At 61.0% G+C, this 24,298-nt stretch carries 24 protein-coding genes; 18 read left to right on the top strand and 6 right to left on the bottom strand.

Features of this window, described 5'->3' with window-relative positions; genetic code table 11:
* Positions 1–26: 26 nt before the first annotated feature.
* Positions 27–1,181 carry a KamA family radical SAM protein gene (locus tag C4J87_RS09010; RefSeq protein WP_124366489.1) on the bottom strand — a complete coding sequence of 385 codons (1,155 nt, stop codon included), beginning with the start codon at positions 1,179–1,181 and terminating at the stop codon, positions 27–29.
* Between the two features lie 657 nt (positions 1,182–1,838).
* Between C4J87_RS09010 and C4J87_RS09005 the strand changes: the two genes are divergently transcribed.
* From C4J87_RS09005 to C4J87_RS08970, 8 genes are read left to right on the top strand one after another with little or no spacing between them, the layout of a single operon-like run.
* Positions 1,839–3,038, top strand: a complete 1,200-nt coding sequence (locus C4J87_RS09005) for a PepSY domain-containing protein (RefSeq protein WP_124366488.1) — start codon at positions 1,839–1,841, stop codon at positions 3,036–3,038.
* Complete coding sequence (locus tag C4J87_RS09000) at positions 3,038–3,574, top strand: thiamine pyrophosphate-binding protein (RefSeq protein WP_124366487.1); 537 nt, start codon at positions 3,038–3,040, stop codon at positions 3,572–3,574. The genes C4J87_RS09005 and C4J87_RS09000 overlap by 1 nt, the downstream gene beginning before the upstream one ends.
* A complete protein-coding gene (locus tag C4J87_RS08995; protein ID WP_124366486.1) occupies positions 3,571–3,900 on the top strand; it encodes a hypothetical protein in 330 nt (109 codons plus the stop codon). The genes C4J87_RS09000 and C4J87_RS08995 overlap by 4 nt, the downstream gene beginning before the upstream one ends.
* Positions 3,897–4,457 carry a DUF6162 family protein gene (locus C4J87_RS08990; protein ID WP_124366485.1) on the top strand — a complete coding sequence of 187 codons (561 nt, stop codon included), beginning with the start codon at positions 3,897–3,899 and terminating at the stop codon, positions 4,455–4,457. Before C4J87_RS08995 ends, C4J87_RS08990 begins: the two co-directional genes overlap by 4 nt.
* A gap of 19 nt (positions 4,458–4,476) precedes the next feature.
* Positions 4,477–5,397, top strand: coding sequence for a metal ABC transporter substrate-binding protein (locus C4J87_RS08985; protein ID WP_124366484.1), 921 nt, complete (start codon positions 4,477–4,479; stop codon positions 5,395–5,397).
* A complete protein-coding gene (locus tag C4J87_RS08980; protein WP_124366483.1) occupies positions 5,394–6,137 on the top strand; it encodes a metal ABC transporter ATP-binding protein in 744 nt (247 codons plus the stop codon). The genes C4J87_RS08985 and C4J87_RS08980 overlap by 4 nt, the downstream gene beginning before the upstream one ends.
* Positions 6,134–7,033 (top strand): metal ABC transporter permease, encoded by a 900-nt coding sequence (locus C4J87_RS08975; RefSeq protein WP_124366482.1) that lies wholly within the window; start codon positions 6,134–6,136, stop codon positions 7,031–7,033. The genes C4J87_RS08980 and C4J87_RS08975 overlap by 4 nt, the downstream gene beginning before the upstream one ends.
* A complete protein-coding gene (locus C4J87_RS08970) occupies positions 7,033–8,001 on the top strand; it encodes a metal ABC transporter solute-binding protein, Zn/Mn family (protein WP_124366481.1) in 969 nt (322 codons plus the stop codon). The genes C4J87_RS08975 and C4J87_RS08970 overlap by 1 nt, the downstream gene beginning before the upstream one ends.
* Before the next feature lie 2 nt (positions 8,002–8,003).
* On the opposite strand, the gene C4J87_RS08965 is transcribed toward C4J87_RS08970, so the two are convergent.
* Positions 8,004–8,717, bottom strand: a complete 714-nt coding sequence (locus tag C4J87_RS08965) for a UTRA domain-containing protein (RefSeq protein ID WP_124362047.1) — start codon at positions 8,715–8,717, stop codon at positions 8,004–8,006.
* A 347-nt stretch (positions 8,718–9,064) separates the two neighbouring features.
* Here C4J87_RS08965 and C4J87_RS08960 point away from each other — a divergent pair, with 347 nt between their 5' ends.
* The 8 genes from C4J87_RS08960 to C4J87_RS08925 all read left to right on the top strand — a co-directional run bounded on the left by C4J87_RS08960 (position 9,065) and on the right by C4J87_RS08925 (position 18,764).
* Positions 9,065–10,141, top strand: coding sequence for an ABC transporter substrate-binding protein (locus C4J87_RS08960; protein WP_124366480.1), 1,077 nt, complete (start codon positions 9,065–9,067; stop codon positions 10,139–10,141).
* Between the two features lie 188 nt (positions 10,142–10,329).
* Positions 10,330–11,136, top strand: coding sequence for an alkaline phosphatase family protein (locus C4J87_RS08955; RefSeq protein WP_124366479.1), 807 nt, complete (start codon positions 10,330–10,332; stop codon positions 11,134–11,136).
* Between the two features lie 5 nt (positions 11,137–11,141).
* Positions 11,142–11,978 (top strand): ABC transporter permease subunit, encoded by an 837-nt coding sequence (locus C4J87_RS08950; RefSeq protein ID WP_164487652.1) that lies wholly within the window; start codon positions 11,142–11,144, stop codon positions 11,976–11,978.
* The gene (locus C4J87_RS08945; RefSeq protein WP_124366477.1) at positions 11,965–12,765 is read left to right on the top strand and encodes an ABC transporter permease; all 801 of its coding nucleotides are present in this window, start codon (positions 11,965–11,967) and stop codon (positions 12,763–12,765) included. Before C4J87_RS08950 ends, C4J87_RS08945 begins: the two co-directional genes overlap by 14 nt.
* Complete coding sequence (locus C4J87_RS08940; protein WP_124366476.1) at positions 12,762–13,751, top strand: ABC transporter ATP-binding protein; 990 nt, start codon at positions 12,762–12,764, stop codon at positions 13,749–13,751. The genes C4J87_RS08945 and C4J87_RS08940 overlap by 4 nt, the downstream gene beginning before the upstream one ends.
* A 30-nt stretch (positions 13,752–13,781) precedes the next feature.
* Positions 13,782–14,435 carry an HAD family phosphatase gene (locus C4J87_RS08935; protein ID WP_124366475.1) on the top strand — a complete coding sequence of 218 codons (654 nt, stop codon included), beginning with the start codon at positions 13,782–13,784 and terminating at the stop codon, positions 14,433–14,435.
* Positions 14,436–14,800: 365 nt separating this feature from the next.
* Positions 14,801–16,882: a carboxy terminal-processing peptidase gene (locus C4J87_RS08930; RefSeq protein WP_177412791.1), complete on the top strand. Its 2,082-nt coding sequence runs from the start codon at positions 14,801–14,803 to the stop codon at positions 16,880–16,882.
* 118 nt (positions 16,883–17,000) lie between these two features.
* A complete protein-coding gene (locus C4J87_RS08925; protein WP_124366473.1) occupies positions 17,001–18,764 on the top strand; it encodes a bifunctional diguanylate cyclase/phosphodiesterase in 1,764 nt (587 codons plus the stop codon).
* On the opposite strand, the gene C4J87_RS08920 is transcribed toward C4J87_RS08925, so the two are convergent.
* From C4J87_RS08920 to C4J87_RS08905, 4 genes are all read right to left on the bottom strand, one after another.
* Entirely contained in the window at positions 18,761–19,132 is a 372-nt protein-coding gene (locus tag C4J87_RS08920) for a hypothetical protein (protein WP_005786715.1), read from the bottom strand. The two genes, C4J87_RS08925 and C4J87_RS08920, sit on opposite strands and share 4 nt — an antisense overlap.
* Positions 19,129–19,467, bottom strand: a complete 339-nt coding sequence (locus C4J87_RS08915) for a helix-turn-helix transcriptional regulator (RefSeq protein ID WP_124366472.1) — start codon at positions 19,465–19,467, stop codon at positions 19,129–19,131. The genes C4J87_RS08920 and C4J87_RS08915 overlap by 4 nt, the downstream gene beginning before the upstream one ends.
* 96 nt (positions 19,468–19,563) lie before the next feature.
* Positions 19,564–20,019, bottom strand: a complete 456-nt coding sequence (locus tag C4J87_RS08910) for a YkvA family protein (protein WP_124362037.1) — start codon at positions 20,017–20,019, stop codon at positions 19,564–19,566.
* A 313-nt stretch (positions 20,020–20,332) separates the two neighbouring features.
* Positions 20,333–21,073, bottom strand: a complete 741-nt coding sequence (locus C4J87_RS08905) for an FKBP-type peptidyl-prolyl cis-trans isomerase (RefSeq protein ID WP_124362036.1) — start codon at positions 21,071–21,073, stop codon at positions 20,333–20,335.
* Between the two features lie 245 nt (positions 21,074–21,318).
* Here C4J87_RS08905 and C4J87_RS08900 point away from each other — a divergent pair, with 245 nt between their 5' ends.
* Positions 21,319–23,127, top strand: coding sequence for a di-heme-cytochrome C peroxidase (locus C4J87_RS08900; protein ID WP_124366471.1), 1,809 nt, complete (start codon positions 21,319–21,321; stop codon positions 23,125–23,127).
* Positions 23,124–24,290, top strand: coding sequence for a catalase family protein (locus tag C4J87_RS08895; protein ID WP_124366470.1), 1,167 nt, complete (start codon positions 23,124–23,126; stop codon positions 24,288–24,290). Before C4J87_RS08900 ends, C4J87_RS08895 begins: the two co-directional genes overlap by 4 nt.
* Positions 24,291–24,298 lie beyond the last annotated feature (8 nt).

Genomic DNA, 24,298 nt, shown 5'->3' with positions numbered 1-24,298 from the left:
TATACCGCCTCAGTCCATACGTTGATTCAGGCATCCTGCCAACTGCACCACTGCCCTTCCCAGTTACGGAAACGATAATGGCGCTGCCCATCGCGAACTTCGAAGTACGGCAAATCCTCAGGTTTTTCAAAGTCCAACAGCGGCACCGTGAACTTGCCTTGCGCGTGCGGTAGAACATATTCAGGCAGGGCGATATTAGACACTCGCCGTTTGAGGCGATCCATGATCGCGATGGCCTGGCTGATCGATGCCTTATATTCCGACGCACCGGGTGAAAACGGCATGAAGTGATATAAGTAATACGGTTTTACGCCCAGACGATAAAGATCGATGAAGAGTTTATGCAGGGTCGCTTCATCATCGTTGACGCCCCGTAACAATGGCATATTGGAAAAGACAATCGGCACGACGCTCTGTATACGTTTGACCGCCACCGCAAAGTCAGGGCTGAGTTCGAGCGGATGGCACACGTGCACGCCAAAGGCATTGACCTTGTACTTTTCCAACATCGCGATCAATTCATCGGTCACGCGATACGGGTTGAAGCTCAGGGCCCGGGAGTGAATACGGATCAGCAAGTCATCACTGATCCCGCGCAGGGCGGCCAGGTACTCGTCGAGCTTGCGGTCGGCCAGCATCAACGGGTCGCCGCCACTGAGAATCACTTCTTCGATGGCCGGGTTGCCGCGGATGTACTCGACCGATTCCATGAAGGAATCCTTGCTGGCGTTGGCCTTGTCAGTGCCCACCTGCAGCGTGCGCAGCGCTTCGAAGCAAAACTGGCAATAGGCGTTGCAGGTATTGGTGGTGCGCAGGATGACGCGATTGTCGTACTTGTGCTGGCAGATGGGCGTCTTCATTTCATGGCCCAACTCCCAATTTTCGGAAGTGCCATCGTAATCACCCTCGACCTGCTCGCTCCAATACGGCACCACTTGCCGCCATAGCGGGTGGTCCGTAACCGCGCCGGTGGTAAGAGAACGCTTGATCAGCTCGATGTAGTAAGGCGTGATCTGCATCTTGCGCCCTTGCAGGTTGTGTTCGATATGCGCGGTGGTGTCCTCGCCCCACCCCCCGCAGGCATCGCGAAGGGTCGGCTCATCACGCAACGCATTCTTCTGCTGCCAGCGCCAGTCTTGCCACTGTACTGAGCGATGAATGTCTTGATCGTAAATCGACATGAGTGCGTACTCTCTGTTCAGGCATATGAATGCGCGCTTTCCCTGGCGGGAACAGCGATATTCGCAACAATGACAATCGACTTAGGCGACAGGCCGCAATCAAGGAGCTGATTCAATCAGCCACACGGGGAAGGGATAAAAACTTATTATTGCAGTGTGCGGATAAAGCCCTGATAGGTTCATGTAATCACACTCCTTGTTTTAGATTTTTCTGACTTCCAGGCCAGCACCTAATTAAGCCTATGGTCTCTATGCCGTCAACAGACGCTAGTTGTCTTTTTTTCGGATTTAAACTACACCGTCGCTCAGCTCCCCATAAACAGGGGCATTTCCTCGCTCATTTAAAAAGTAAATAACACTCGCAACCATGTATTCCCACGTTTCTCCATGGTTTTTTATACTTATACCACTACGTACCCCAATGAAAACTTGAGCTTCAGCTTGCGCTTTCCATGGACCGCCCCGCAGTGGAATCCCAGGCGATCGTCACTCGCGCGCAGGACGTTCCTGCGAACCTGAAACATTTTCTTTCATTTCCCCCTTGGGGATTTCTCATCCTCATCCGTCTTAACTTAGATACAGCCCGTCGCGTCAGCAAAAGCTACGACTGGCCTTTTCCGGGCTTCCATCGCCCCTCCGATCAAGACCCTCATTCACATGTCGAAGAAGTCACGCTCAAAACTCTGGTTTCTCGTACACAGCTGGCTGGCGCTGCCCATCTGGTTCTTTGTACTGATCGTCTGCGTCACCGGCACCCTGGCGGTGGTCAGCCAGGAAATCGTCTGGCTGGCCAACCCGGACATCCGCGCGACCAAGCCGTCGGATGATGCCCAGCCGCTGAGCTTCGACCAGGTAATCGCCGCCATCAAGCGCGACGAGCCCCAGGTCATCGTGCGCTCGATCATCCGCCCCGACGAATCACACTTCGCGTTGACCGTCGGCCTCAGCTACCCGGACGGGCGTTCGGTCGAGGCCTATGCCAACCCCTACACGGGCGCCATCCAGGGCATCAGCCCGTCGTTCGACTTCAAGCAATTTACCCGTGCCCTGCACGGCTGGTGGCTGGTGCCGTTCACCAATGGCTACAGCTGGGGTTGGTACCTGGTGTCGCTGCTCGGCCTGCCCTTGCTGGCCTCATTGGTCACCGGGCTTGTGGTGTACAAGCGCTTCTGGAAAGGCTTTTTACGCCCGACCCTGCGCATCCGCCACGGCGCGCGCATCTTCTGGGGTGACTTTCACCGCCTGAGCGGTATCTGGTCGATCTGGTTCATCGCCGTCATTTCCATTACCGGCACCTGGTTCCTGATCGAGGCGACCCTGGCCGACAATCAGATTTCCATCTCCAGCGAGCCCATCGTGCCGGTGATTGCCCGGGAAAAGGTGCCGCTGTCCGCCCCCGGCGTGCCTGCCCCGATGATTGCCCTGGACGAAGCGATCAAGATCGCCACCCAGCGCATTCCTGGGCTGGAAGCCACGTTTGCCTTCCTGCCGCTCAATGCCTACAGCCACCTGCAGATCGGCGGGCGCGGCTGGTACCCGCTGATGTTCCAGACCGCGCAACTGAACCCCTACAGCGGTGAAATCGCGGTCTCGCACCTGCTGTCCGACCGCACCACGCTGGAGTTCGTCACCGAGTCCATGCGCCCGCTGCACACCGGTGACTTCGGTGGCCTGTGGATCAAGCTGATCTGGGCCTTCTTCGGCCTGGTGCTGAGCATGATGGTGCTGAGCGGCTTGCTGATCTGGACCAAGCGCACCGCCCTGGCCACCCTCCACGCCCTCAAACGCGAGGCCAAGACCCAGCGCCCGCCTGTGCCCTTCCCTGCCCTGCAGGCTGAAACCTCGGAGACGCACTGATGAGCAAGGTCGCGACCAAACCCTCTTCACCCCTGCGCGCCGGGTGGCTGAAGTGGCGTTTTCATATAAACATCCTGCTGTTGCTGGTGCCGCTGGGGTTCATGCCCAAGTATTTTGCCGATGCCGCGCTGTTTCGCGGCGATGCCGGCATCGGCGAGCGGGTCGCCGGGGACGTTCAAGTCGGCCCCTGGAGCCTGACCCTCGCGGAATTTCGCAACGAAGGCCCGCGCCCGGATCCGGCCGGCCCGATGAAAACCTTTAACGCCGCCCTGTGCGCCACCTGCGCCGAGCAGGTCAAGGCGACTTACCTGCGCATCGGCAAACCGCGCAGCCTGCGGGCGGCCGGGGTGATCTTCTTTGGCACACCCTACCGCATGGGCGCCGTCCTGCCGGTGCCGGAACGCACGCCGGTCGACGCTGAACTGTGGGTCACCATGGAAGGCTGGGACGGCAGCATGCACCAGGGTTCCATTCCACTGAGCCAGGCCTCGCCCGCCACTGTTGCCTGGCTGAACAAGCAAGGAGTCAAACCATGATGTTCAAGCGCCTGATGCGCGCCGCTTGCGTGCTAGTGCTGAGCGCCGGCTTCACTGACGTGGCCTTCGCCCACAACCCGATGTGCGAATGCAAGGAAATTCCCGGCGAGCAGATCCAGTGTAAAGGGGGGTTCTCCGATGGCAGCGGCGCTCCGGGCGTGACCCTGGATGTGATCGGCTACGACGAGACCATCCTGGTGCCGGGCAAGCTCGGTGAGGATTCGACCCTGACCTTCAAGAAACCCGCAGCCGAATTCTATGTGCTGTTCGATGCCGGCCCCGGTCACGTGGTGGAAATCGACCAAGCGGATATCCAGGCGCCATGAGTACCGTACAGGTAGTGCGCCCGGCCGGGGCGGGTCATGAAACCCTTTACGTGCTGTTGCTGTGCCTGATCATCCTGGCGGTGTCGGGAACGGTGGTGGCCTTGCACAGTGAGACCCAGCAGCTCGCAGCGGTGCCAAGCCACCAACTGGATGCCCGACGCGACCTGAGCGCCGCCGAACAGGGCATCTACGCCGACCTGCGGGTGACCCTGGATGAAATCCACTTGCTGCAGCAGGAGCAAAACGCCCTGCCGACACCGGACCAGTTGGCCCAGGAAGGCTTTGCGCCGTTTGCCCAGGACGCCAGTTCCGTCAGCCGTGGCGATCATCGCTGGCAGCTGCTCGCCCCCTCGGCCTACCTGGGCTTGAGCCAGGCACCTGGCACCAGCGGTTCGCTGTTGATGCGCGTGCAGGGCACCGAGCCGGATATCTGGCTCAACCGTGGCAACGACCTGGCTGCCCCCTCCGACCTCACTGACCAGGCGCTGATCGCTGCCGGCTGGCGGCAAGTGGTCGCGCAATTCGATGCTGGCGTGACCCGCCAGCACCGCCCCTGAACGAGAAGACCGATTGCCCATGTCCATTTCATCTCCCCTGTTGCGTCTGTTGCTGGCTGGCCTGTTCAGCCTGATGCTCGCGCCCCTGGCGAACGCCGAGGCGGGTAAACGCCTGCGCATCGGCATCACCTTGCATCCTTACTACAGCTACGTGGCCAATATCGTCGGCGACAAGGCCGAGGTGGTGCCACTGATTCCGGCGGGGTTCAACCCCCATGCCTACGAGCCGCGCGCCGAAGACATCAAGCGCATCGGCACCCTGGACGTGATCGTGCTCAACGGCGTGGGGCATGATGACTTCGCCGACCGCATGATCGCCACCAGCGAGCGCCCGGACATCGCGGTGATCGAAGCCAACGCCAATGTGCCCCTGCTGGCCGCCACCGGCAACGCCGCGCGCGGTGCGGGCAAGGTGGTCAACCCGCACACGTTCCTGTCGATCAGTGCGTCGATTGCCCAGGTCAACAACATCGCCCGCGAGTTGGGCAAGCTCGACCCGGACAACGCCAAGACCTACACCCAGAACGCCCGCGCCTACGGCAAACGCCTGCGCCAGATGCGCGCCGACGCCCTGGCCAAGCTGACCAGCGCGCCCAACCCGGACCTGCGCGTGGCCACGGTGCACGCGGCTTATGACTACCTGCTGCGCGAGTTCGGCCTGGAAGTCACCGCCGTGGTCGAACCGGCCCACGGCATCGAGCCCAGCCCCAGCCAGTTGAAGAAAACCATTGATGAACTGCGCGCCCTGGACGTGAAAGTGATTTTCTCGGAAATGGATTTCCCGTCTTCCTATGTCGACACAATTCAACGGGAATCCGGGGTCAAGCTGTATCCGCTGTCGCATATTTCCTACGGTGAATACAGCGCGCAAAAGTATGAGGTGGAAATGACCGGCAACCTCGACACTGTGGTTCGCGCGATCCAGGAGTCGGGAACATGACGGCGGCGCAACCGCTGAACCTGGCCTGTGGCCCGACCCTCGACTTTGACCAGGTGTCGCTGACCTTGGGCCGCACCGTGATTCTCGATGGGGTGAGCTTTCAGGTACGGCCCGGCAGCATTCACGCGTTGGTCGGCCCGAATGGCGGCGGCAAAAGCTCGCTGATCAAGACCCTGCTCGGGCAAACGCCGCACCAGGGCCGCTTGAGCCTGGAGTGGCCGGGCAGCCCCGGCACCATTGGCTATGTGCCCCAGGCCCTGGAATTCGACCGGGGTTTGCCGATGACCGTGGATGACTTCATGGCCGCGATGTGCCAGCGGCGGCCGGCGTTTCTCGGCCTGTCCCGGCACTACGCCGGCGCGATTGGCGAGGCGCTGGAACGGGTTGGCATGCAGGACAAGCGCAAGCGGCGCATGGGCGCCTTGTCCGGCGGTGAACGCCAGCGGGTATTGCTGGCTCAGGGGCTGATTCCGGCGCCGCAATTGCTGGTGCTGGATGAACCGATGTCGGCCCTCGATGAGGCCGGTATCCAGGTGTTCGAGCGGCTGCTCGATGACTGGCGACTGGCCGGGATTACCGTGCTGTGGATCGAGCACGACCTGGAGGCAGTCGGGCGCCTGGCCGACCGCGTAACCGGCTTGAACCGCCGCGTACTGTTCGACGCCACGCCGAAACAGGCACTCACCCCCGACCGCCTGCTGACCCTGTTCTCCACTCACCCCAGGAGCCTGGCGCAATGAGTTATGAAGCGTTTCGCCTGATGGTCCAGGGCTGGGCCTCTTCTGGTTATCTGCCCGAGGCACTGGCCTACGGCTTTGTGGTCAACGCCCTGCTCGCCGGTCTGCTGATCGGCCCGGTGCTGGGCGGGCTGGGCACGCTGGTGGTGGTCAAGCGCTTTGCGTTTTTCTCCGAAGCGGTCGGGCATGCCGCGCTGACCGGCGTGGCCGTAGGCATCCTGCTCGGGGAACCCTATACCGGGCCCTACGGCAGCCTGTTCGGCTACTGCCTGCTGTTCGGCATCCTGCTCAACTACCTGCGTAACCGTACCGGCCTGGCGCCGGATACGCTGATCGGCGTGTTCCTGTCGGTGTCCCTGGCGCTGGGCGCAAGCCTGCTGCTGATCCTGGCCGGCAAGATCAATGTGCACATCCTGGAAAACGTGCTGTTCGGTTCGGTGCTGACGGTCAACGGCAACGACCTGCTGGTGCTGGCGGTCGTCGGTTCGCTGGTGATGGCCCTGGCGCTGCCGCTGTACAACCGCATCATGCTCGCCAGCTTCAACCCGCAATTGGCGGCGGTGCGCGGGGTGGCGGTGAAGACCCTGGACTATCTGTTCGTAATCCTGGTGACGCTGATCACCGTCGCGGCGGTCAAGGTGATCGGCGCCATCCTGGTCGGCGCCCTGCTGGTGATCCCGGCGGCGGCGGCGCGGCTGCTGAGCCAGTCGCTCAAAGGGTTCTTCTGGGTGTCGGTGGCGATTGCGACCGCCAGCACCCTGTGCGGCATCCTGCTGCCAATCATCTTCGACCTGCCGGTGCCGTCCGGCGCCGCGATCATCCTGGTCGCCGGTATCGCCTTCGCCATCGCCGCGATCGCGCGCGGTACGGTGCCCAGCCTCAAAGGGAATCTTGGATAATGCGCCCTGACTTTCGCCCACTGGCCCTGGCCATGGCTTGCCTGATCAGCACCCCGTCGTTCGCCGTCGTGGATGGCTTTCAAACCAGGGACTTCGTCGCCAACCATGGCCTTGGCCATGCCGCGCTGACCAAGCCCAACACAGTAAAACCGGTCAAGGTGCTGGCCTCGTTGCCAATCACCTACGGCCTCGCAGAAGTGCTACTCAAAGGCACCGATGTGCAACTCGAACGCGCCGCCCCCGCCAACCTGCCCGGTTCGCGGCAGGTTTCGTACTTCACCGGGCGCGGTGCGCCAGCGCTGAGTCAACTGGCCCAGGATGCCGATGCCGCCATCGGCCTGCGCTCGCTGTGGGCGGATGACCCGCTCTACCCCGTGGCGCGGCGCAGCAATATCCGCATTGTCGAAGTCGACGCTGCGCGCCCGGTGGATGGCGGTTTACCGGGCATCGCCGTGCAGCCGGGCGTCAGCGATGGCTTGAACAGCCAACCGTGGCAGTCGGGCAACAACATGGGGCGCATGGCCGATGTATTGGCGGCCGACCTGAGCCGCCTGGCGCCGGGTGCCAAACCGCAGATCGATGCGAACCTGGCCGCGCTCAAGCAGCACCTGCTCAAGCTCGCCGCCGACAGCGAGGCGCGCCTGGCCCAGGCCGATAACCTGAGTGTGGTCAGCTTGAGCGATCACTTTGCCTATCTGGTCAGCAGCCTGAACCTGGAACTGGTCAGTACCGATGCACGGCCAGATGCGGACTGGACGCCTGAAGCGCTGCAACAGCTCAGTGCGCAGTTGAAAACCAACGATGTGGCGACGGTGCTGCACCACCGCCAGCCGAGTGAGGCGGTGAAAGCGGCGGTCACGGCTGGCGGCGCCACCCTGCTGGTGTTGAATGTGGACGGTGTCGACCCGGTGACGGAGCTGCAAACCAATGTGGATCAGGTGATCAAGGCACTCACGCCCTCGTCATAGCCTCAAACCACGTCCACACCTACATGTATCGCATCATGCCGCCAGAACTCCAGGTCGCAGTCGATCAAGCGCTGGTGCTGGTCATAGTTGACCCTGGCGATCCGCAAGCCCGGGCTGCCCACCGATACGCGCAACGCAGCGGCGGCCTCCACCGGCAGTGAGGTCGGTACGATCTCGAAACGCACCCGGCCATAGTGCAAGTCGTACTTGCGCGCATACAGTTCGGTCATCGACTGATTCAGGTCGCACGCCAGGATCCCAGGAAAATACTGCGGGTTCAGGTAGTGCTCGACGTACAGCACCAGCCGCCCATCGATCCGCCGCCCCCGGCAGATCTGGATCACGCTGGACAGCGCCGGCAACTGTAACCAGGCGCACACCGCAGCCGATGCCGGTTGCAGGCGCGCAGAAATCACCTGGGTCGATGCCACCCGGCCCTGGTCGTTGACCATCGCGTGAAAGTGGCTGCGCTGCATCAGGTTGTAGGCCAACCGAGGCGGCGAGACGAACCAGCCTCGACGCTCCTCGCGATAGATCTGCCCTTGGGCTTCAAGCTGTAACAAGGCTTCCCGCACGGTAATGCGAGTGGTACCAAACAACTCGCTGAGCTTGCGCTCGGCGGGCAGTTTGCTGGCGGGCGGCAACAGGCCGTGGTCGATCTGCTCTTGCAGTGCCAGCCCGATGGAGGTTACCGCTTTGATTGCCTCGTCACGCATTAACGTTACCTATCTGGACTAGACCAGCACCATTCAAGTGCACATAAAGCTGCATAAACGTCCCACCTCAATGTTGCGCCAGCCTAGGCATTGCAGATGACCGACAGATGACAGCCGCGTCCCCCGCGTGCACCACACCCTGCAATACATCGGCCAAGTCCAGGCGCTACGGGCACTTGGGCATGGTCTACGCTAAGTCTGCGCCGAACGACATCAGCGCCTCAAAAACGACATCGACATGAAACTGTCATCCATCGCGTCTAGATTGGCTCAGGTATTGCTCTGACCTAGACCAACCACACCGCCTGCATAAAACGCCGCGTTGAAAACGCCCAAAGGAGCTTCGGATGAAACAGCTTTTCCTGGCATCACTGTTAGGCTCGACCATTGCCATGTGCACCGCAGCCATGGCCGCTGATACCGATCTAAAAACCCTGGAAGCCGCCGCCAAATCCGAGGGCGCCGTGAACAGCGTCGGCATGCCCGATGACTGGGCCAACTGGAAAGGCACCTGGGAAGACCTGGCCAAGACCTATGGCCTCAAGCACATCGACACCGACATGAGCTCGGCCCAGGAAATAGCCAAGTTCAAAGCCGAAAAAGACAATGCCAGCGCCGATATCGGCGACGTGGGCGCGGCCTTCGGCCCCATCGCGGTGAAACAGGAAGTGACCCAGCCTTACAAACCGTCCACCTGGGCCCAGGTGCCGGATTGGGCGAAAGACAAGGACGGCCACTGGGCGCTGGCCTACACCGGCACCATCGCGTTTATCGTCAACAAGAAGCTGCTGCACGGCTCCGAAGTGCCCACCAGTTGGGCCGACCTGCAAACCGGCAAGTACAAGGTATCTGTGGGTGACGTAAGCACCGCGGCCCAGGCTTCCAACGCTGTGCTGGCAGCCGCCATCGCCAATAAAGGCGACGAGAAAAACATCGCGCCGGGCCTGCAGTTTTTCACCAAGATCGCCCAGCAAGGTCGCCTCTCGCTGTCCAACCCGACCATCGCCACCATGGAAAAAGGCGAAGTCGAAGTGGGTATCGTCTGGGACTTCAACGGCCTGAGCTATAAAGCCAAGATGGCCAACCCGGATGACTACGTGGTGCTGATCCCGTCGGATGGCTCGGTGAAATCCGGCTACACCACCATCATCAACAAGTACGCCAAACACCCGAACGCCGCCAAGCTGACGCGCGAATACATCTTCAGCGATGCCGGCCAGATCAACCTGGCCAAAGGCAATGCACGCCCGATCCGCGCCGAAACCGACTTGAAACTGCCGGCTGACATCGCCAAGAACCTGATCCCGGGTGAGCAGTACACCAAGGCTAACCCGCAGCCGATCAAGGATGCCGATGCCTGGGAAGCCACGTCCAAAAAGCTGCCGCAGCTGTGGAACGAGCAGGTCATCGTAGAAATGAAGTAAGCCTGTCGCCCACATTGGAAATCCACTGGAGATCCAATGTGGGAGGGGGCTTGCTCCCGATTGCGATGTGTCAGTCTCAGTATCTGTAACTGAACCACCGCTATCGGGAGCAAGCCCCCTCCCACACTTTTGACCTCGTTCCTCCAGGGAAATTGAGTCAAGTCTATTGCTGCGGAGCGCTCTCCCCCATGAAGCACCCTGTCATCCTTGTCGTGCTCGACGGCCTGAACTTCGAGGTTGCCCGGCACGCCATGGGGCATTTGCAGGCCTATGTCGGCGCAGGACGCGCAGCCCTCTACACACTGGAATGTGAACTGCCCGCCCTGTCCCGTCCGCTGTATGAATGCATCCTGACCGGCGTTGCGCCGATCCAGAGCGGCATCGTCCACAACAACGTCTCGCGCCTGTCCAACCAGCACAGCATTTTTCATTACGCCCGCGATGCCGGCTTGACCACCGCAGCGGCGGCTTACCACTGGGTGAGCGAACTGTATAACCGCACCCCCTTTCTCGCCGCCCGTGATCGTCATACCGACGATCAGACGCTGGCGATCCAGCATGGGCATTTTTACTGGAATGACCACTACCCGGATTCCCACCTGCTGGCCGACGCCGAAAGCCTGCGCCTTGCGCACGCGCCGGACTTTCTGCTGGTGCATCCGATGAACATCGACGACGCCGGCCACAAGCACGGCCTCGACAGCGCGCAGTACCGCAACAGCGCACGCTCGGCCGACATCATTCTCGCCGACTATCTGCAGGGCTGGCTCGACGCCGGTTACCAGGTGCTGGTCACCGCCGACCACGGCATGAACAACGACCGCTCCCACAACGGCCTGCTGCCGGAAGAGCGCGAAGTGCCACTGTTTGTGCTGGGCGACGCCTTCAGCCTGGATGCCAACGCCGCGCCGAAACAGACCGAGCTGTGCGGTACCGTCTGCGAGTTGCTCGGCGTGCCCCACGACAAGCCTGTCTGCCGGGAGTTGCTCAAGTGAATGCCATGAATCGCGGCAAATGGCTGGCCTTGCTGTGCCTGGTGCCCTTCGCGCTGTTCTTTATCGTGTTCGAAATCGCGCCGTTGGCCTGGGTGCTGATCAACAGCCTGCAAACCGAAGACAGCGGTTGGAGCCTGGAAAACTTCACGCGCATCTTCAGCTCGAAGTTCTACCTGCAGGCGATCCAGTTCAGCCTCGAGATCAGTTTCTACTCCAGCGTCTTCGGCATCATCATCGCCACCCTGGGCAGTTACTCCCTGCACCGGGTCGATTCGCCGCTGCGCAACTTCGTCACCGCCTTCGCCAACATGACCAGCAACTTTGCCGGCGTGCCCCTGGCCTTCGCGTTCATCATCCTGCTCGGGTTCAATGGCAGCATCACCATCATGCTCAAGCAGGCGGGGATCATTCAGGACTTCAACCTGTACTCGAAAACCGGCTTGATCATCCTCTATACGTATTTCCAGATTCCCCTCGGCGTGCTGCTGCTGTACCCGGCCTTCGATGCATTGCGCGAAGACTGGCGTGAGTCGGCCGCCCTGCTCGGCGCCAATGGCTGGCACTTCTGGCGGCATATCGGCTTGCCGGTCCTGACGCCTGCGCTGCTCGGCACCTTCGTGATTCTGCTGGCCAACGCCCTGGGTGCCTACGCCACGGTGTACGCCCTCACCACCGGCAACTTCAACGTGCTGCCGATCCGCATCGCGGGGCTGGTTTCCGGCGACGTGTCGCTGGACCCGAACCTGGCCAGTGCCCTGGCCGTGGTGCTGGTGGCGCTGATGACCGTGGTTACGGTGGTCCATCAACTGCTGCTCAAGAGGAGCTACCATGTCTCGCGCTGAAGCCGGCCCGGCATCGCTCTACCACCGGGTGGTGGTGTACATACTGTTCCTGATCCTGGTGCTGCCGCTGGTGGGCACCTTTGTCTATTCCATCTCCAGCAGTTGGTCGGCCACCATCCTGCCCGCCGGTTTCAGCCTGAAATGGTACACGCAGCTATGGAGCGACCCGCGCTTCCTGATGGCTTTCGCGCAATCGTTGCTGGTGTGCGTGGGCGCGCTGATCCTTTCGGTGGTGTTGATCCTGCCGTTGCTGTTCGTGGTGCATTACCACTTCCCCAAGCTGGATGCGCTGATGAACATCCTGATCCTGCTGCCGTTCGCCGTGCCACCGGTGGTGTCGTCAGTGGGCCTGCTGCAGTTGTACGGTTCCGGCCCCTTGGCGATGGTGGGCACGCCGTGGATTCTGATTGGCTGCTACTTCACCGTGGCGCTGCCGTTCATGTACCGCGCGATCACCAATAACCTGCAGGCCATCAACCTGCGCGACTTGATGGACGCGTCGCAACTGCTCGGCGCCAGCACCTGGCAAGCCGCGATCTTCGTGGTCCTGCCCAATCTGCGCAAAGGCCTGATGGTGGCGCTGCTGCTGTCGTTCTCCTTCCTGTTCGGTGAGTTCGTGTTCGCCAACATCCTGGTCGGCACCCGCTATGAAACCCTGCAGGTGTACCTGAACAACATGCGCAACAGCAGCGGCCACTTCACCAGCGCCGTCGTGATCTCCTACTTCTTCTTTGTGCTGGTGCTGACCTGGGCCGCCAATATCTTGAACAAGGACAAAAGCCAATGAGCTTCGTCAGCGTCCAACACCTGCAAAAAGGCTACGCCGGCACGCCGGTATTCAGTGATATCAACTGCGAAATCGCCAAGGGCGAGTTCGTCACCCTGCTCGGGCCGTCCGGTTGCGGCAAGTCGACCCTGCTGCGCTGCATCGCCGGGCTGACCCCGGTGGACAGTGGGAAAATCCTGCTGGACGGCCAGGACATCGTCCCGCTGAGCCCGCAGAAACGCCACATCGGCATGGTGTTCCAGAGCTATGCGCTGTTCCCCAACATGACCGTGGAGCAGAACGTTGCCTTCGGCCTGCGCATGCAGAAGGTCAACGCCGATGACAGCCACAAGCGGGTGCAGGACGTCCTGCAATTGGTGGAACTCAAAGACCTCGCCGGCCGCTACCCGCATCAGATGTCCGGCGGCCAATGCCAGCGCGTCGCCCTCGCCCGTTCCCTGGTGACCCGCCCGCGCCTGTTGCTGCTGGATGAACCGCTGTCGGCGCTGGATGCCCGGATTCGCAAACACCTGCGCGAGCAGATCCGCCAGATCCAGCGCGAATTGGGGCTGACCACCATCTTCGTCACCCACGACCAGGAAGAAGCCCTGACCATGTCGGACCGCATCTTCCTGATGAACCAGGGCAAGATCGTGCAGAGCGGCGATGCCGAGACCCTCTACACCGCGCCGGTGGATGTCTTCGCCGCCGGTTTTATCGGCAACTACAACCTATTGGATGCCGACAAGGCCAGCCAACTGCTGCAACGTCCAATCAGCGGGCGCATCGCGATCCGCCCCGAAGCCATCGAACTGAGCCGCAGCGGCGAACTCGATGCGCTGGTGCGCAGCCACAGCCTGTTGGGCAACGTGATTCGCTACCGTATCGAAGCGCGTGGCGTGGAGTTGGTAGTGGATGTGCTCAACCGCAGCGCCGATGATCTGCATCCGGACGGCCAGCGCCTGGCACTTTCCATCGACCCCAGCGCCCTGTGTGAAGTAGCCTGACGGGCGACGATTGACTGAGAGAGCAGACGGATGGCATTGGTAATTTTTGATCTGGACGACACCCTGATCCACGGCGACTGCGCCACGTTATGGAGCGCACAGATGGGCCGCCTGGGCTGGGTCGACCCGGAATCCTTCATGCGCAGGAACGACGAACTGATGGCGGCCTACAGCCGGGGCGAGCTGCGCATGGAAGATTTCATGGATTTCAGCCTGGAGCCGATGATTGGCCGCACCCCGGAAGAAATCGAACACTTGGTGGAACCCTGGGTCGAGGACGTGATCGAGCCGCTGATCTACAGCGACGCGACCAAGACCATCGCCCGGCACCGCGCCAATGGCGACCGGATCCTGGTGATTTCCGCCTCGGGTACACACCTGGTCACACCGATTGCGGCGCGCATCGGTATCGACGAAGTGCTCGGCATCGAGCTGGATGTCAGCCATGGCGTGTACAGCGGCGGTACGGTAGGCGTACTGACTTACCGCGAAGGCAAGATCACACGGCTGCTGGCATGGTTGGAGCAGGAAGGTGAAAACCTGGAGGGCGCGTATTTCTATTCGGATTCGCGCAATGACCTGCCGTTATTGCTCAAGGTAGACCATCCGCAGGTGGTCAACCCGGACCCGGTACTGCGCGAACACGCAGAAAACGCCGGCTGGCCGATCCACCACTGGGTCTGAACCAACCGGGATCCCATGTGGGAGGGGGCTTGCTCCCGATGGCGGTGTATCAGATGAAACATTCTTCACTGACACACCGCCATCGGGAGCAAGCCCCCTCCCACTCTGAAATTCAGCGCGATGAGAGTTCGCTACCACCTCACAAATGCGAACTTGGCCTACATCGCACGTAGGAGCGAGCTATTCCACCGCTCGACATCACCCTCAACGCCTTGCAATGCTTTCACAGTGCCTCCATAGTGAGTCCGGACTGAGCCCGTAGCAGTAGCGCCGGGCTTTTTGCATTATGCGACCGGACCATATGGAACCGGCTCCCTCAAAGACGGCCTAATATGCGTTATCAATTGCCCCCGCGTCGAATCAGCATGAAGCATCTGTTCCCCAGCACCGCCCTCGCTCTTTTCATTGGTCTCGGCTTCGCGTCGATGTCGACCAATACGTTCGCAGCCAATAGCTGGGACAACCTTCAGCCTGATCGCGATGAGGTGATTGCCAGCCTTAACGTCGTCGAGTTGCTCAAGCGCCATCACTACAGCAAGCCGCCGCTGGACGACGCGCGCTCGGTGATCATCTACGACAGCTACCTCAAGCTGCTGGATCCGTCGCGCAGCTACTTCCTGGCCAGTGATATCACTGAGTTCGACAAATGGAAGACCCAGTTCGACGATTTCCTCAAGAGCGGCGACCTGCAGCCTGGTTTCACCATCTACAAGCGTTACCTGGACCGCGTCAAAGCGCGCCTGGACTTCGCCTTGGGTGAGCTGAACAAAGGCATCGACAAGCTCGATTTCACCGAGAAGGAAACCCTTCTGGTGGATCGCAAGGACGCCCCTTGGCTGACCAGCACCGCCGCACTCGACGACCTGTGGCGCAAGCGCGTCAAGGACGAGGTGCTGCGCCTGAAGATCGCTGGCAAAGAGCCCAAGGCCATCCAGGAACTGTTGACCAAGCGCTACAAGAATCAACTGGCGCGCCTGGACCAGACCCGTGCCGAAGACATCTTCCAGGCTTACATCAACACTTTCGCGATGTCCTACGACCCACACACCAATTATCTGTCGCCAGATAACGCGGAAAATTTTGATATCAACATGAGTCTGTCCCTGGAAGGCATCGGTGCCGTCCTGCAAAGCGACAATGACCAGGTCAAGATCGTGCGCCTGGTACCGGCGGGTCCGGCGGACAAGACCAAGCAGGTCGCCCCGGCCGACAAGATCATCGGTGTGGCCCAGGCCGACAAAGAGATGGTCGATGTGGTCGGCTGGCGCCTGGACGAAGTGGTCAAGCTGATCCGCGGGCCCAAAGGCAGCGTGGTGCGCCTGGAAGTGATTCCGCACACCAATGCACCGAACGACCAGACCAGCAAGATCGTGTCGATCACCCGTGAAGCGGTGAAACTCGAAGACCAGGCCGTGCAGAAGAAAGTCCTCAGCCTCAAGCAGGATGGCAAGGACTACAAGCTGGGTGTGATTGAAATCCCGGCCTTCTACCTGGACTTCAAGGCCTTCCGCGCCGGTGACCCGGACTACAAGTCCACCACCCGCGACGTGAAGAAAATCCTCACGGAACTGCAGAAGGAAAAAGTCGACGGCGTGGTCATCGACCTGCGCAACAACGGCGGCGGTTCCCTGCAGGAAGCCACCGAGCTGACCAGCCTGTTCATCGACAAGGGCCCGACCGTGTTGGTGCGCAACGCTGACGGCCGTGTCGACGTACTGGAAGACGAGAACCCGGGCGCCTTCTACAAAGGGCCGATGGCATTGCTGGTCAACCGTCTCTCGGCCTCGGCTTCGGAGATTTTCGCCGGCGCCATGCAGGACTACCACCGCGCGTTGATCATCGGTGGCCAGACCTTCGGCAAAGGCACCGTGCAGACCATCCAGCCGCTGAACCATGGCGAGCTCAAACTGACGCTGGCCAAGTTTTACCGGGTTTCCGGGCAGAGCACCCAGCATCAGGGCGTACTGCCGGACATCGACTTCCCGTCGATCATCGACACCAAGGAAATCGGCGAGAGCGCCCTGCCCGAAGCCATGCCGTGGGACACCATACGTCCTGCGATCAAGCCGGCGTCGGACCCGTTCAAACCGTTCCTGACCCAGCTCAAAGCTGACCACGACACGCGCTCCGCCAAGGATGCCGAGTTCGTCTTCATCCGCGACAAGCTGGCCCTGGCCAAGAAGTTGATGGAAGAGAAAACCGTCAGCCTCAACGAGGCGGATCGTCGCAAGCAGCACGCCGACATTGAAAATCAACAGCTTGTCCTGGAAAACGTGCGCCGCAAGGCCAAGGGCGAAGAGCCGCTCAAAGAGCTGAAGAAAGAAGATGAAGATGCGCTGCCTACCGAGGCAGATAAAACCAAGCCGGAAGACGACGCCTATCTGGCCGAGACCGGTCGCATCCTGCTGGACTACTTGAAAATCACCAAGCAGGTGGCCAAGCAGTAAATGATGGCAATTTAATGTGATCGCTCCTCGGAGTGTCATCATATAGACATCATTCTGTCGTGAAATAAAGGACCGCAGGCTTCACGCCTGCGGTCCTTTTTTTTCGCTCGAGATCGCCATGACCATGACCGAACAGCTGGATGCACTGGGCTCTATCCTGGCTCAAGGCAGTTTGCACAGCCTGTTCCAACCCATCATCTGCTTGTCTGAACGGCGCGTTCTCGGCTATGAGGCCCTCAGTCGGGGCCCGTCCAACAGCCCGTTGCACTCCCCCGTCGCGCTGTTCTCCATCGCCAGCCATGCAGGGCGCCTGAGCGAACTGGAAATGGCTTGCCGTGCGAGCGCCTGCCGACGCTTCAGCGAACAAAAGCTGCCGGGCAAGCTGTTTCTCAATATCTCGCCGGAATCCCTGATGGAGACGGCGCACCAACCGGGACGTACGTTGCAGCTGCTGCGCGACTTCGGGATTGCCCCCAGCCAGGTGGTGATCGAACTCACCGAACAGACCCCCACCGATGATTTCCAGCTGTTGCAGACCGCGTTGCATCATTATCGCGACATGGGCTTTGCCATCGCTCTGGATGACCTGGGCGCCGGTTACTCCAGCCTGCGGTTGTGGTCGGAGCTGCGCCCGGATTATGTGAAGATCGACCGACACTTTATCGACGGCATTCACCAGGACGCCCTCAAGCGCGAATTCGTCGGCTCGATCATGCAGATCGCCAAGGCGTCCCGCGCCCAAGTGATCGCCGAAGGGATCGAACTGCCGGAAGAGTTGGCGGTGTTGACCGACATGGGCGTCGATCTGGTCCAGGGCTACCTGCTTTGCCGGCCCCAGGAACAGCCGCCGCAAGAAGCACGCTTGATGCTGCCCAAGCCGGATAACGCCAATATCGCCCTCAGTGAAGAAGGCAGTGACCTGAGCGCCCTGCTCAATGAACAGCCGGCGGTGGACCAAAACACCGCAACCGCCCAGGTGCTCGAATCATTCCGCCGCCAGGCCAATCTCAACTCACTGGCGGTGCTCGATAGCCGCGGCCACCCGGTCGGCATTGTGCATCGACACTCGCTGTCGGACGCGCTGCTCAAACCCTTCGCTACCGACCTGTTCGCCCGCAAGCCGATCAGCCGCCTGATGAGCGACGACTTCCTGGCCGTGGAGTTGAGCCAGTCCCTGCAGCAGGTCAGCCGCCTGCTGACCAGCCGCGCGCGGCAACGCATTGAAGAAGATTTCATCATTACCTTGAACGGTGATTATCTGGGGCTGGGCCGGGTCATCGATGTGCTCAAGCTGATCACCGAGCTGAAAATCCAGCAGGCGCGTTACGCCAACCCGCTCACCCTGCTACCGGGCAACGTGCCGATCCAGCAGTGCTTGACGCGTCTGTTGCAGCAGCAGCGTGAATCGGTGATCTGCTACGTGGATATCGACAGCTTCAAGCCATTCAACGATATCTACGGTTATGGGCGCGGGGATGAGGTGCTGTTGTGCCTGGCGCAGTGCCTGAACGACCGGGTCGACCCCAGCCGCGACTTTGTCGGGCATATCGGTGGCGATGATTTTTTACTGGTGCTGGGCCCACAGGACTGGCGCAAACGCCTCAATCAACTGCTGGATGACTTTCACACCCAATGCCGGCGCTTCTACCGCGCCGAGCACCTCGACGCCGGCTGCTTCGTCGCACTCAACCGCCAGGGCGTACGCCAGGAGTTCGCGTTGCTTTCACTGTCGATTGGCGTGGTGCATTTGTATCCACAGGCCTGTGCGCAACTCGATGCCAGCCAGTTGGCGGAACTGGCGTCGCAGGCCAAGCACCATGCCAAAGCAGTGGCCGGCTACAGCATCCATGTGATCGACAGCCTGGACCTGCTGCCCGCTTAGGCTTCGGCGGATTCCGGGTACTCGTACTCGAACACCCGCACCACCTCCGAAGCGTGCCAGGAGGCGGCGGCCACACCGTCGGAGGGCCCGCTGAAACGTCCCAGGCGCTCCACACACTCAAAGAACCCCGTACGCGGCAAGCGGCTGGCGCCCTGGCTGATCACCAGCGAGCTGCGCAGCGGCTGCTCGGCCTTGGCATCCAGCGCCGCCAGGTGCTCCAGGGCGGCGGCCAGGGTCTGCATCGCCGGCGTCGGGAACTGCAAGCGCTCGAGCAGCGCACGGTAGGTCAGCAGATGGCGCTGGCGGCGTGCCTGGTCCAGTTCGTTGAGTAACCCATCCCAATGTTGACGGCTGATACGTAGGCTCACGATTCTTCCCTCCAACCTGCAACGCCCAATTCCCAGGCCAGGCTGCGGCGAATGGCGGCATCCGGCTGGCGTTCACCCTTTTCAATCAAACCCAGGTACGAGGGGCTGATACCCACCGTGCGCGCCAGGGTTTCGATGGCCAGGCCCTTGGCTTCACGCAGCCCACGCAGGGCTGCGAGCGGGCGCAGGTCCTGGTCGGTGACAGTGGGTGCGGCAGGGGAGGAAGCGAATGTGGGGGGTTGCTGACCGGCCGCTTTTAGCAGCGCCTGGTACTGGTCCCATGGCAACACCGCATATTCGGGTTCGCCATTGCGTGAAATGATCTGGATATCCATGACTGCCCCGTAGGATAAAAACACTTACTAAGTAAGTTCTTTCCTTAGAAGTGTAATCCTAACAGCCACAGAGGTCGCAGGGGATAGTCAATAGCATTAGTTTTTCTGCGGATTTTCCCGGGCGAGCAGCTCGGGCGTGGCGGGCAGGCGCTCGACCACGGCCAGCTTTTCCGGGCGCTGCGCGTCACGCCAGGCACGAAACGCGCTCAGCTCGCCGCTCAGGGTCTTCATGACCCATGCCAGCACGGCGATGTCATCGAGCATGCCGAACATGGGGATAAAGTCCGGGATCGCGTCAATCGGACTGAGGAAGTACATCAGCCCCGCCACCACCGAGATCAACGCCTTGGGGCTGATCGCCCGATACTCACCGCGCCAGTAAGCCAGGCACAGGGCCTGGAGCAACTTGAGATCATCCTTGAGCTGGCCCAGGCGATTGCCCTGGCTTGAGCCCTTCGCAGCGACCGCGAACAGCAGCGTTGGCAAACGGCCACGCCCGAGCAGACGTGCGGCCATGGGCAGGAAGCGGGTGAAATTGAAGGGTGGTTTCATGGGTCACTCCAGTTCCATACGACAGAAAGGTTATCCACACAAATTGTGGATAACCTTGTGAACAGAGCCTTTTTTCATGGCTGAAAGCCACGGACTACAAGGCTTGCAGTCAGATCGGGCGTTTTTTGCGCACATCAAAAAAACCCAAGATTTCATTGACTTGGCAGGCGTGTGCGGCTACCCGTGCTCGAGTTTTATATCAGACTGCTTCAAGTTGCGGACGTTCGTTTGGATTTGCCGGGGGTTTGCAGCGCCTAGACCCCATAAACGACAACGCCCCGTCGAAACGGGGCGTTGTCTGTTCAAGTGCCGATTACTTCTTGGCGGCAGGTGCAGCAGGTGCGGCAGCGGCGTCAGCCTTGGCTGGGTCCTTGATGGCCAGCAGCTCCAGGTCGAATACCAGCACGGAGTTGGCTGGAATCGTCGGGCTCGGGCTCTGGGCGCCGTAAGCCAGGTCGGACGGGATGTACAGCTCGACCTTCTCGCCTACGTGCATCAGTTGCAGGCCTTCGACCCAACCTGGGATCACACCGCTGACCGGCAGGTCAATCGGGCTGCCACGGTCTACGGAGCTGTCAAAGGTGGTGCCGTTGGTGAGCTTGCCGGTGTAGTGAACAGTCACCACGTCGGTCGGCTTGGGCTGGGCGCCGTCGGCTTTCTTGACGATCTTGTACTGCAGACCGGAAGCGGTGGTGACGACGCCGTCTTTCTTGGCGTTGTCTTCGAGGAATTTCTTGCCGGCGGCCGCCGACTCTTCGCTCATTTTGGTCATGCGTTCTTCAGCGCGCTTTTGCAGCGCGGCAAAGGCCTCAACCAGTTCGTCGTCCTTGAGCTTCTGCTCTTTCTTGCCGACCGCATCTTCAATGCCTTGGGCTACCGCTTTGGAGTCCAGGTCATCCATGCCTTCCTGGGCAAGGCTTTTGCCCATGTTCAGGCCGATGCCGTAGGAAGCTTTTTGCGCCGGGGTTTTCAGCTCTACGCTGGTCTGCGAATCACAACCCGCAAGTACCAGGCTAACCAGGGCCACCGCCGCCGCCAACCGATGCTGTTTCATGCTATTTCCTTGTTCATGCGCCAAAAGGGCATTCGAATAAAGTCGCGAGCTTATCAGGCGGCCACGACCAATGGCTACCGGCATGTGAGCAGGAAACGTCTGATAAGTTCACGTGTTTAAAAGCATTTCATCCATGATGAAGGCCCGCGACGGATCGTGGGACGGCCACTACCAGGCTCATGGCCACTTGCCGCACCCTTGGCGTAGTGGCATAACAACGTGATAACTCGACAAGGATAGTTAACTTGCGCATTTTTTCCCGTGTTTTCCTCGTGATCCTCATCGCCCTGGGCCTGATTCTGGCCGTGGTGCTCTACTACATCGTCAACCCCAAGCTGCCGGATTACGTGCCCGTGGAGCAGGTGCACTACCAGGATCAATGGAGCGCCGCCGACCGCCAGACCTATTACTTCACACCCCAGGGCACCCAGGTCAAAGGTCTGCACTACGACTGGTTCAGCGCCCTGGAGCTGCCGTTTTCCGAGCGCCGTTTTGCCACGCCTGAGTACCTGGCCCGTTTCGGTTTCCTGGTCGACCCCAAGCAAGTGCCCACCACGCAAAACCCCGGCAACCTGCCTGTAGGTTTCGCCCGGCATAAAAATGCCGGCAGCGACGTTGAATACCTGGATATCACCTGCGCCGCCTGCCACACCGGTGAGTTGCACTTCAAGGGCCAGGCCCTGCGCATCGACGGCGGCTCAGCCCAGCATGTGCTGCCGTCAAGCGTGCCGACCTTGCGCGGCGGCAGCTTCGGCCAAGCCCTGGTCGCCAGCCTTGCGGCAACTTATTACAACCCGTGGAAGTTCGAGCGCTTCGCCCGCCAGGTCCTGGGCGACCGCTACGAAGCCGAGCACAGCCAACTGCGCCGGGACTTCAAACAGTCGTTGGACAAATTCATTAAGGTCGCCTGGAACGATACCCACCGTGGCCTCTACCCCACCGAAGAAGGGCCGGGGCGCACCGACGCCTTCGGCCGCATCGCCAATGCCAGCTTCGGCGATGCCATTTCGCCGCAGAACTACCGCATCGCCAATGCCCCGGTGGACTACCCGCAGCTGTGGGATATCTGGACCTTCGACTGGGTGCAATGGAACGGTTCGGCCCAGCAACCCATGGCACGCAATATCGGTGAAGCCCTCGGCGTGGGCGCGACCCTGGACTTCTTCGACGCTGCCGGCCAGCCTTTGCAGGGCGACGCGCGCTACCCGTCCAGCGTACGCGTGCGTGATCTGAACCTGATCGAAGAAACCTTGCAGCGCCTCAAGCCGCCCACCTGGCCGCAAGAGCTGTTCGGCGCCATCGACAAACCGCTCGCCGCTCGAGGCCGCGCACTGTTCGCGGAAAACTGCGCCGGTTGCCACGTGCCCAGCGTCATCGCGGACAAAGGTCGTCCGGTGCAACAATTGAAGATGCTGGCGGTGGACTACATCGGCACCGACCCCAACACCGCCAACAACATTGCCGACCAGCGCTACGACCTCAGCGCCCTGCAATGGGATCCAGCGGAACTGGCCACGCTCAATGTGCAGCTGCACCCCGCGCCAACCACGCCACTGGACCCGAAACGAATGTCCGTGGCCCAGGGCCTGGCATATGTCACCGCGTTCGTTGAAGAACACGCCTACCGCGCCGCAGGCGTGACTCCCGCCGAACGCCCCGGCCTGGATGGGTTTGGCCTGCCCATCGGGGTCAGGGAATTACGTGCTTACAAAACTCGGCCGTTAGCGGGCGTGTGGGCCACCCCGCCGTTCCTGCACAACGGTTCCGTGCCGACGATTTACCAGTTGCTTTCACCCCAGGATGAACGCAGCAGCACCTTCTATAAAGGCACGTTCAACTACGACCCGCGTCACCTGGGCTTTGAAACCACTGCCTTCAAGAACGCCTTCCTGTTCGACACCAAGATTACCGGCAACCACAACAGCGGCCACGAATTCCGTGCCGGCCAGCGTGGCAACGGCGTCATCGGCCGTGGCTTGCTGCCGCAGGAACGCTGGGCGCTGCTGGAATACCTCAAAGTGCTGGGCGGCCCGCTGGAGCAACAACTGCCATGATGACTCGATCCCGCTATGACCGACCTTCCCTGCTCGCCCGCCTCTGGCTGCGTCTCGGCGGGTTTCTCGGTAAAACCTTGCTGTGGCTGGTGGGTCTTGGCCTGCTCGGTTGGCTCGGCGCCAGCGCCTGGTACGCCTGGCAACACAGCGGCCCGGTGTCGCCAAATGAGCAGATTCCGCCCGGCGAGGCCGCCATGACCCAGGGCATCATTCAGACGGCGGTACGCATCGTCGACCAGCACCGCGAAGGCACGCGCTACCTGCGCGATGCCCACGCCAAGGCCCACGGCTGTGTGAAAGCCGAAGTCAGCGTGCTGGCCGACCTCGACCCGGCCTTGCGCCAGGGTGTATTCGGCGAGCCGAGCAAGACCTGGCAGGCGACGATGCGCTTGTCCAACGGCAACGCGTACCCGCAATTCGACAGCATCCGCGATGCCCGCGGCATGGCCCTCAAGCTGCTGGATGTACCGGGCAAACAGCTGATGGCCGACCAGCAAGCGCGCACGGAACAGGACTTCGTGATGTTCAGCCACCCGAACTTCTTTGTCAGCGATGTGGCGGAGTACGCGCAGAACATCGGGGCCCAGGCGGATGGCAAGAAAGTGCTGGCGTTCTTCCCCAAGGCCGACCCACGCACCTGGCAGATACGCCACCTGTTCATCGCCCTGGCAACCCTCGCCCCCGCCCCGGCCAGCCCGACGCAGACCACCTACTTTTCGGTTTCGCCTTACAAGTTCGGTGCGGCCAACGCCAAGTTCCGCGTCGCCCCCGACCCGCAAAGCTGTCCGGAATATACATTGCCCAAACAGAACCTGGACCTGCCGAACTTCCTGCGCAGCGCCCTGAACCAGCAGCTCTCCGCCGACCGCGTACCCGCGTGCTTCGTGTTGCAGATCCAGCGACAGAACCCGCAGACATTCATGCCCATTGAAGACACCAGCATCGAATGGAAGGAAAGCGACGCACCTTTTGAAACCGTGGCCAAGGTGCGGATTCCCGCGCAGGACTTCGACACGCCCGCGCTGAATCTTGCCTGTGACAACCAGTCATTCAACCCCTGGTTCGGTGTGGAAGAACACCGCCCCATCGGCGGCATCAACCGCCTGCGCAAGGCGGTGTACGAGGCCGTCAGCGATTATCGCCACAGCCGCAACGCACCGTAGGCTCGGAG

Source organism: Pseudomonas sp. R1-43-08 (assembly GCF_003852255.1).
Classification (GTDB): domain Bacteria; phylum Pseudomonadota; class Gammaproteobacteria; order Pseudomonadales; family Pseudomonadaceae; genus Aquipseudomonas.
Note: the sequence above shows the minus strand (reverse complement) of the source record. Positions and strands in the feature narration are given on the sequence as shown.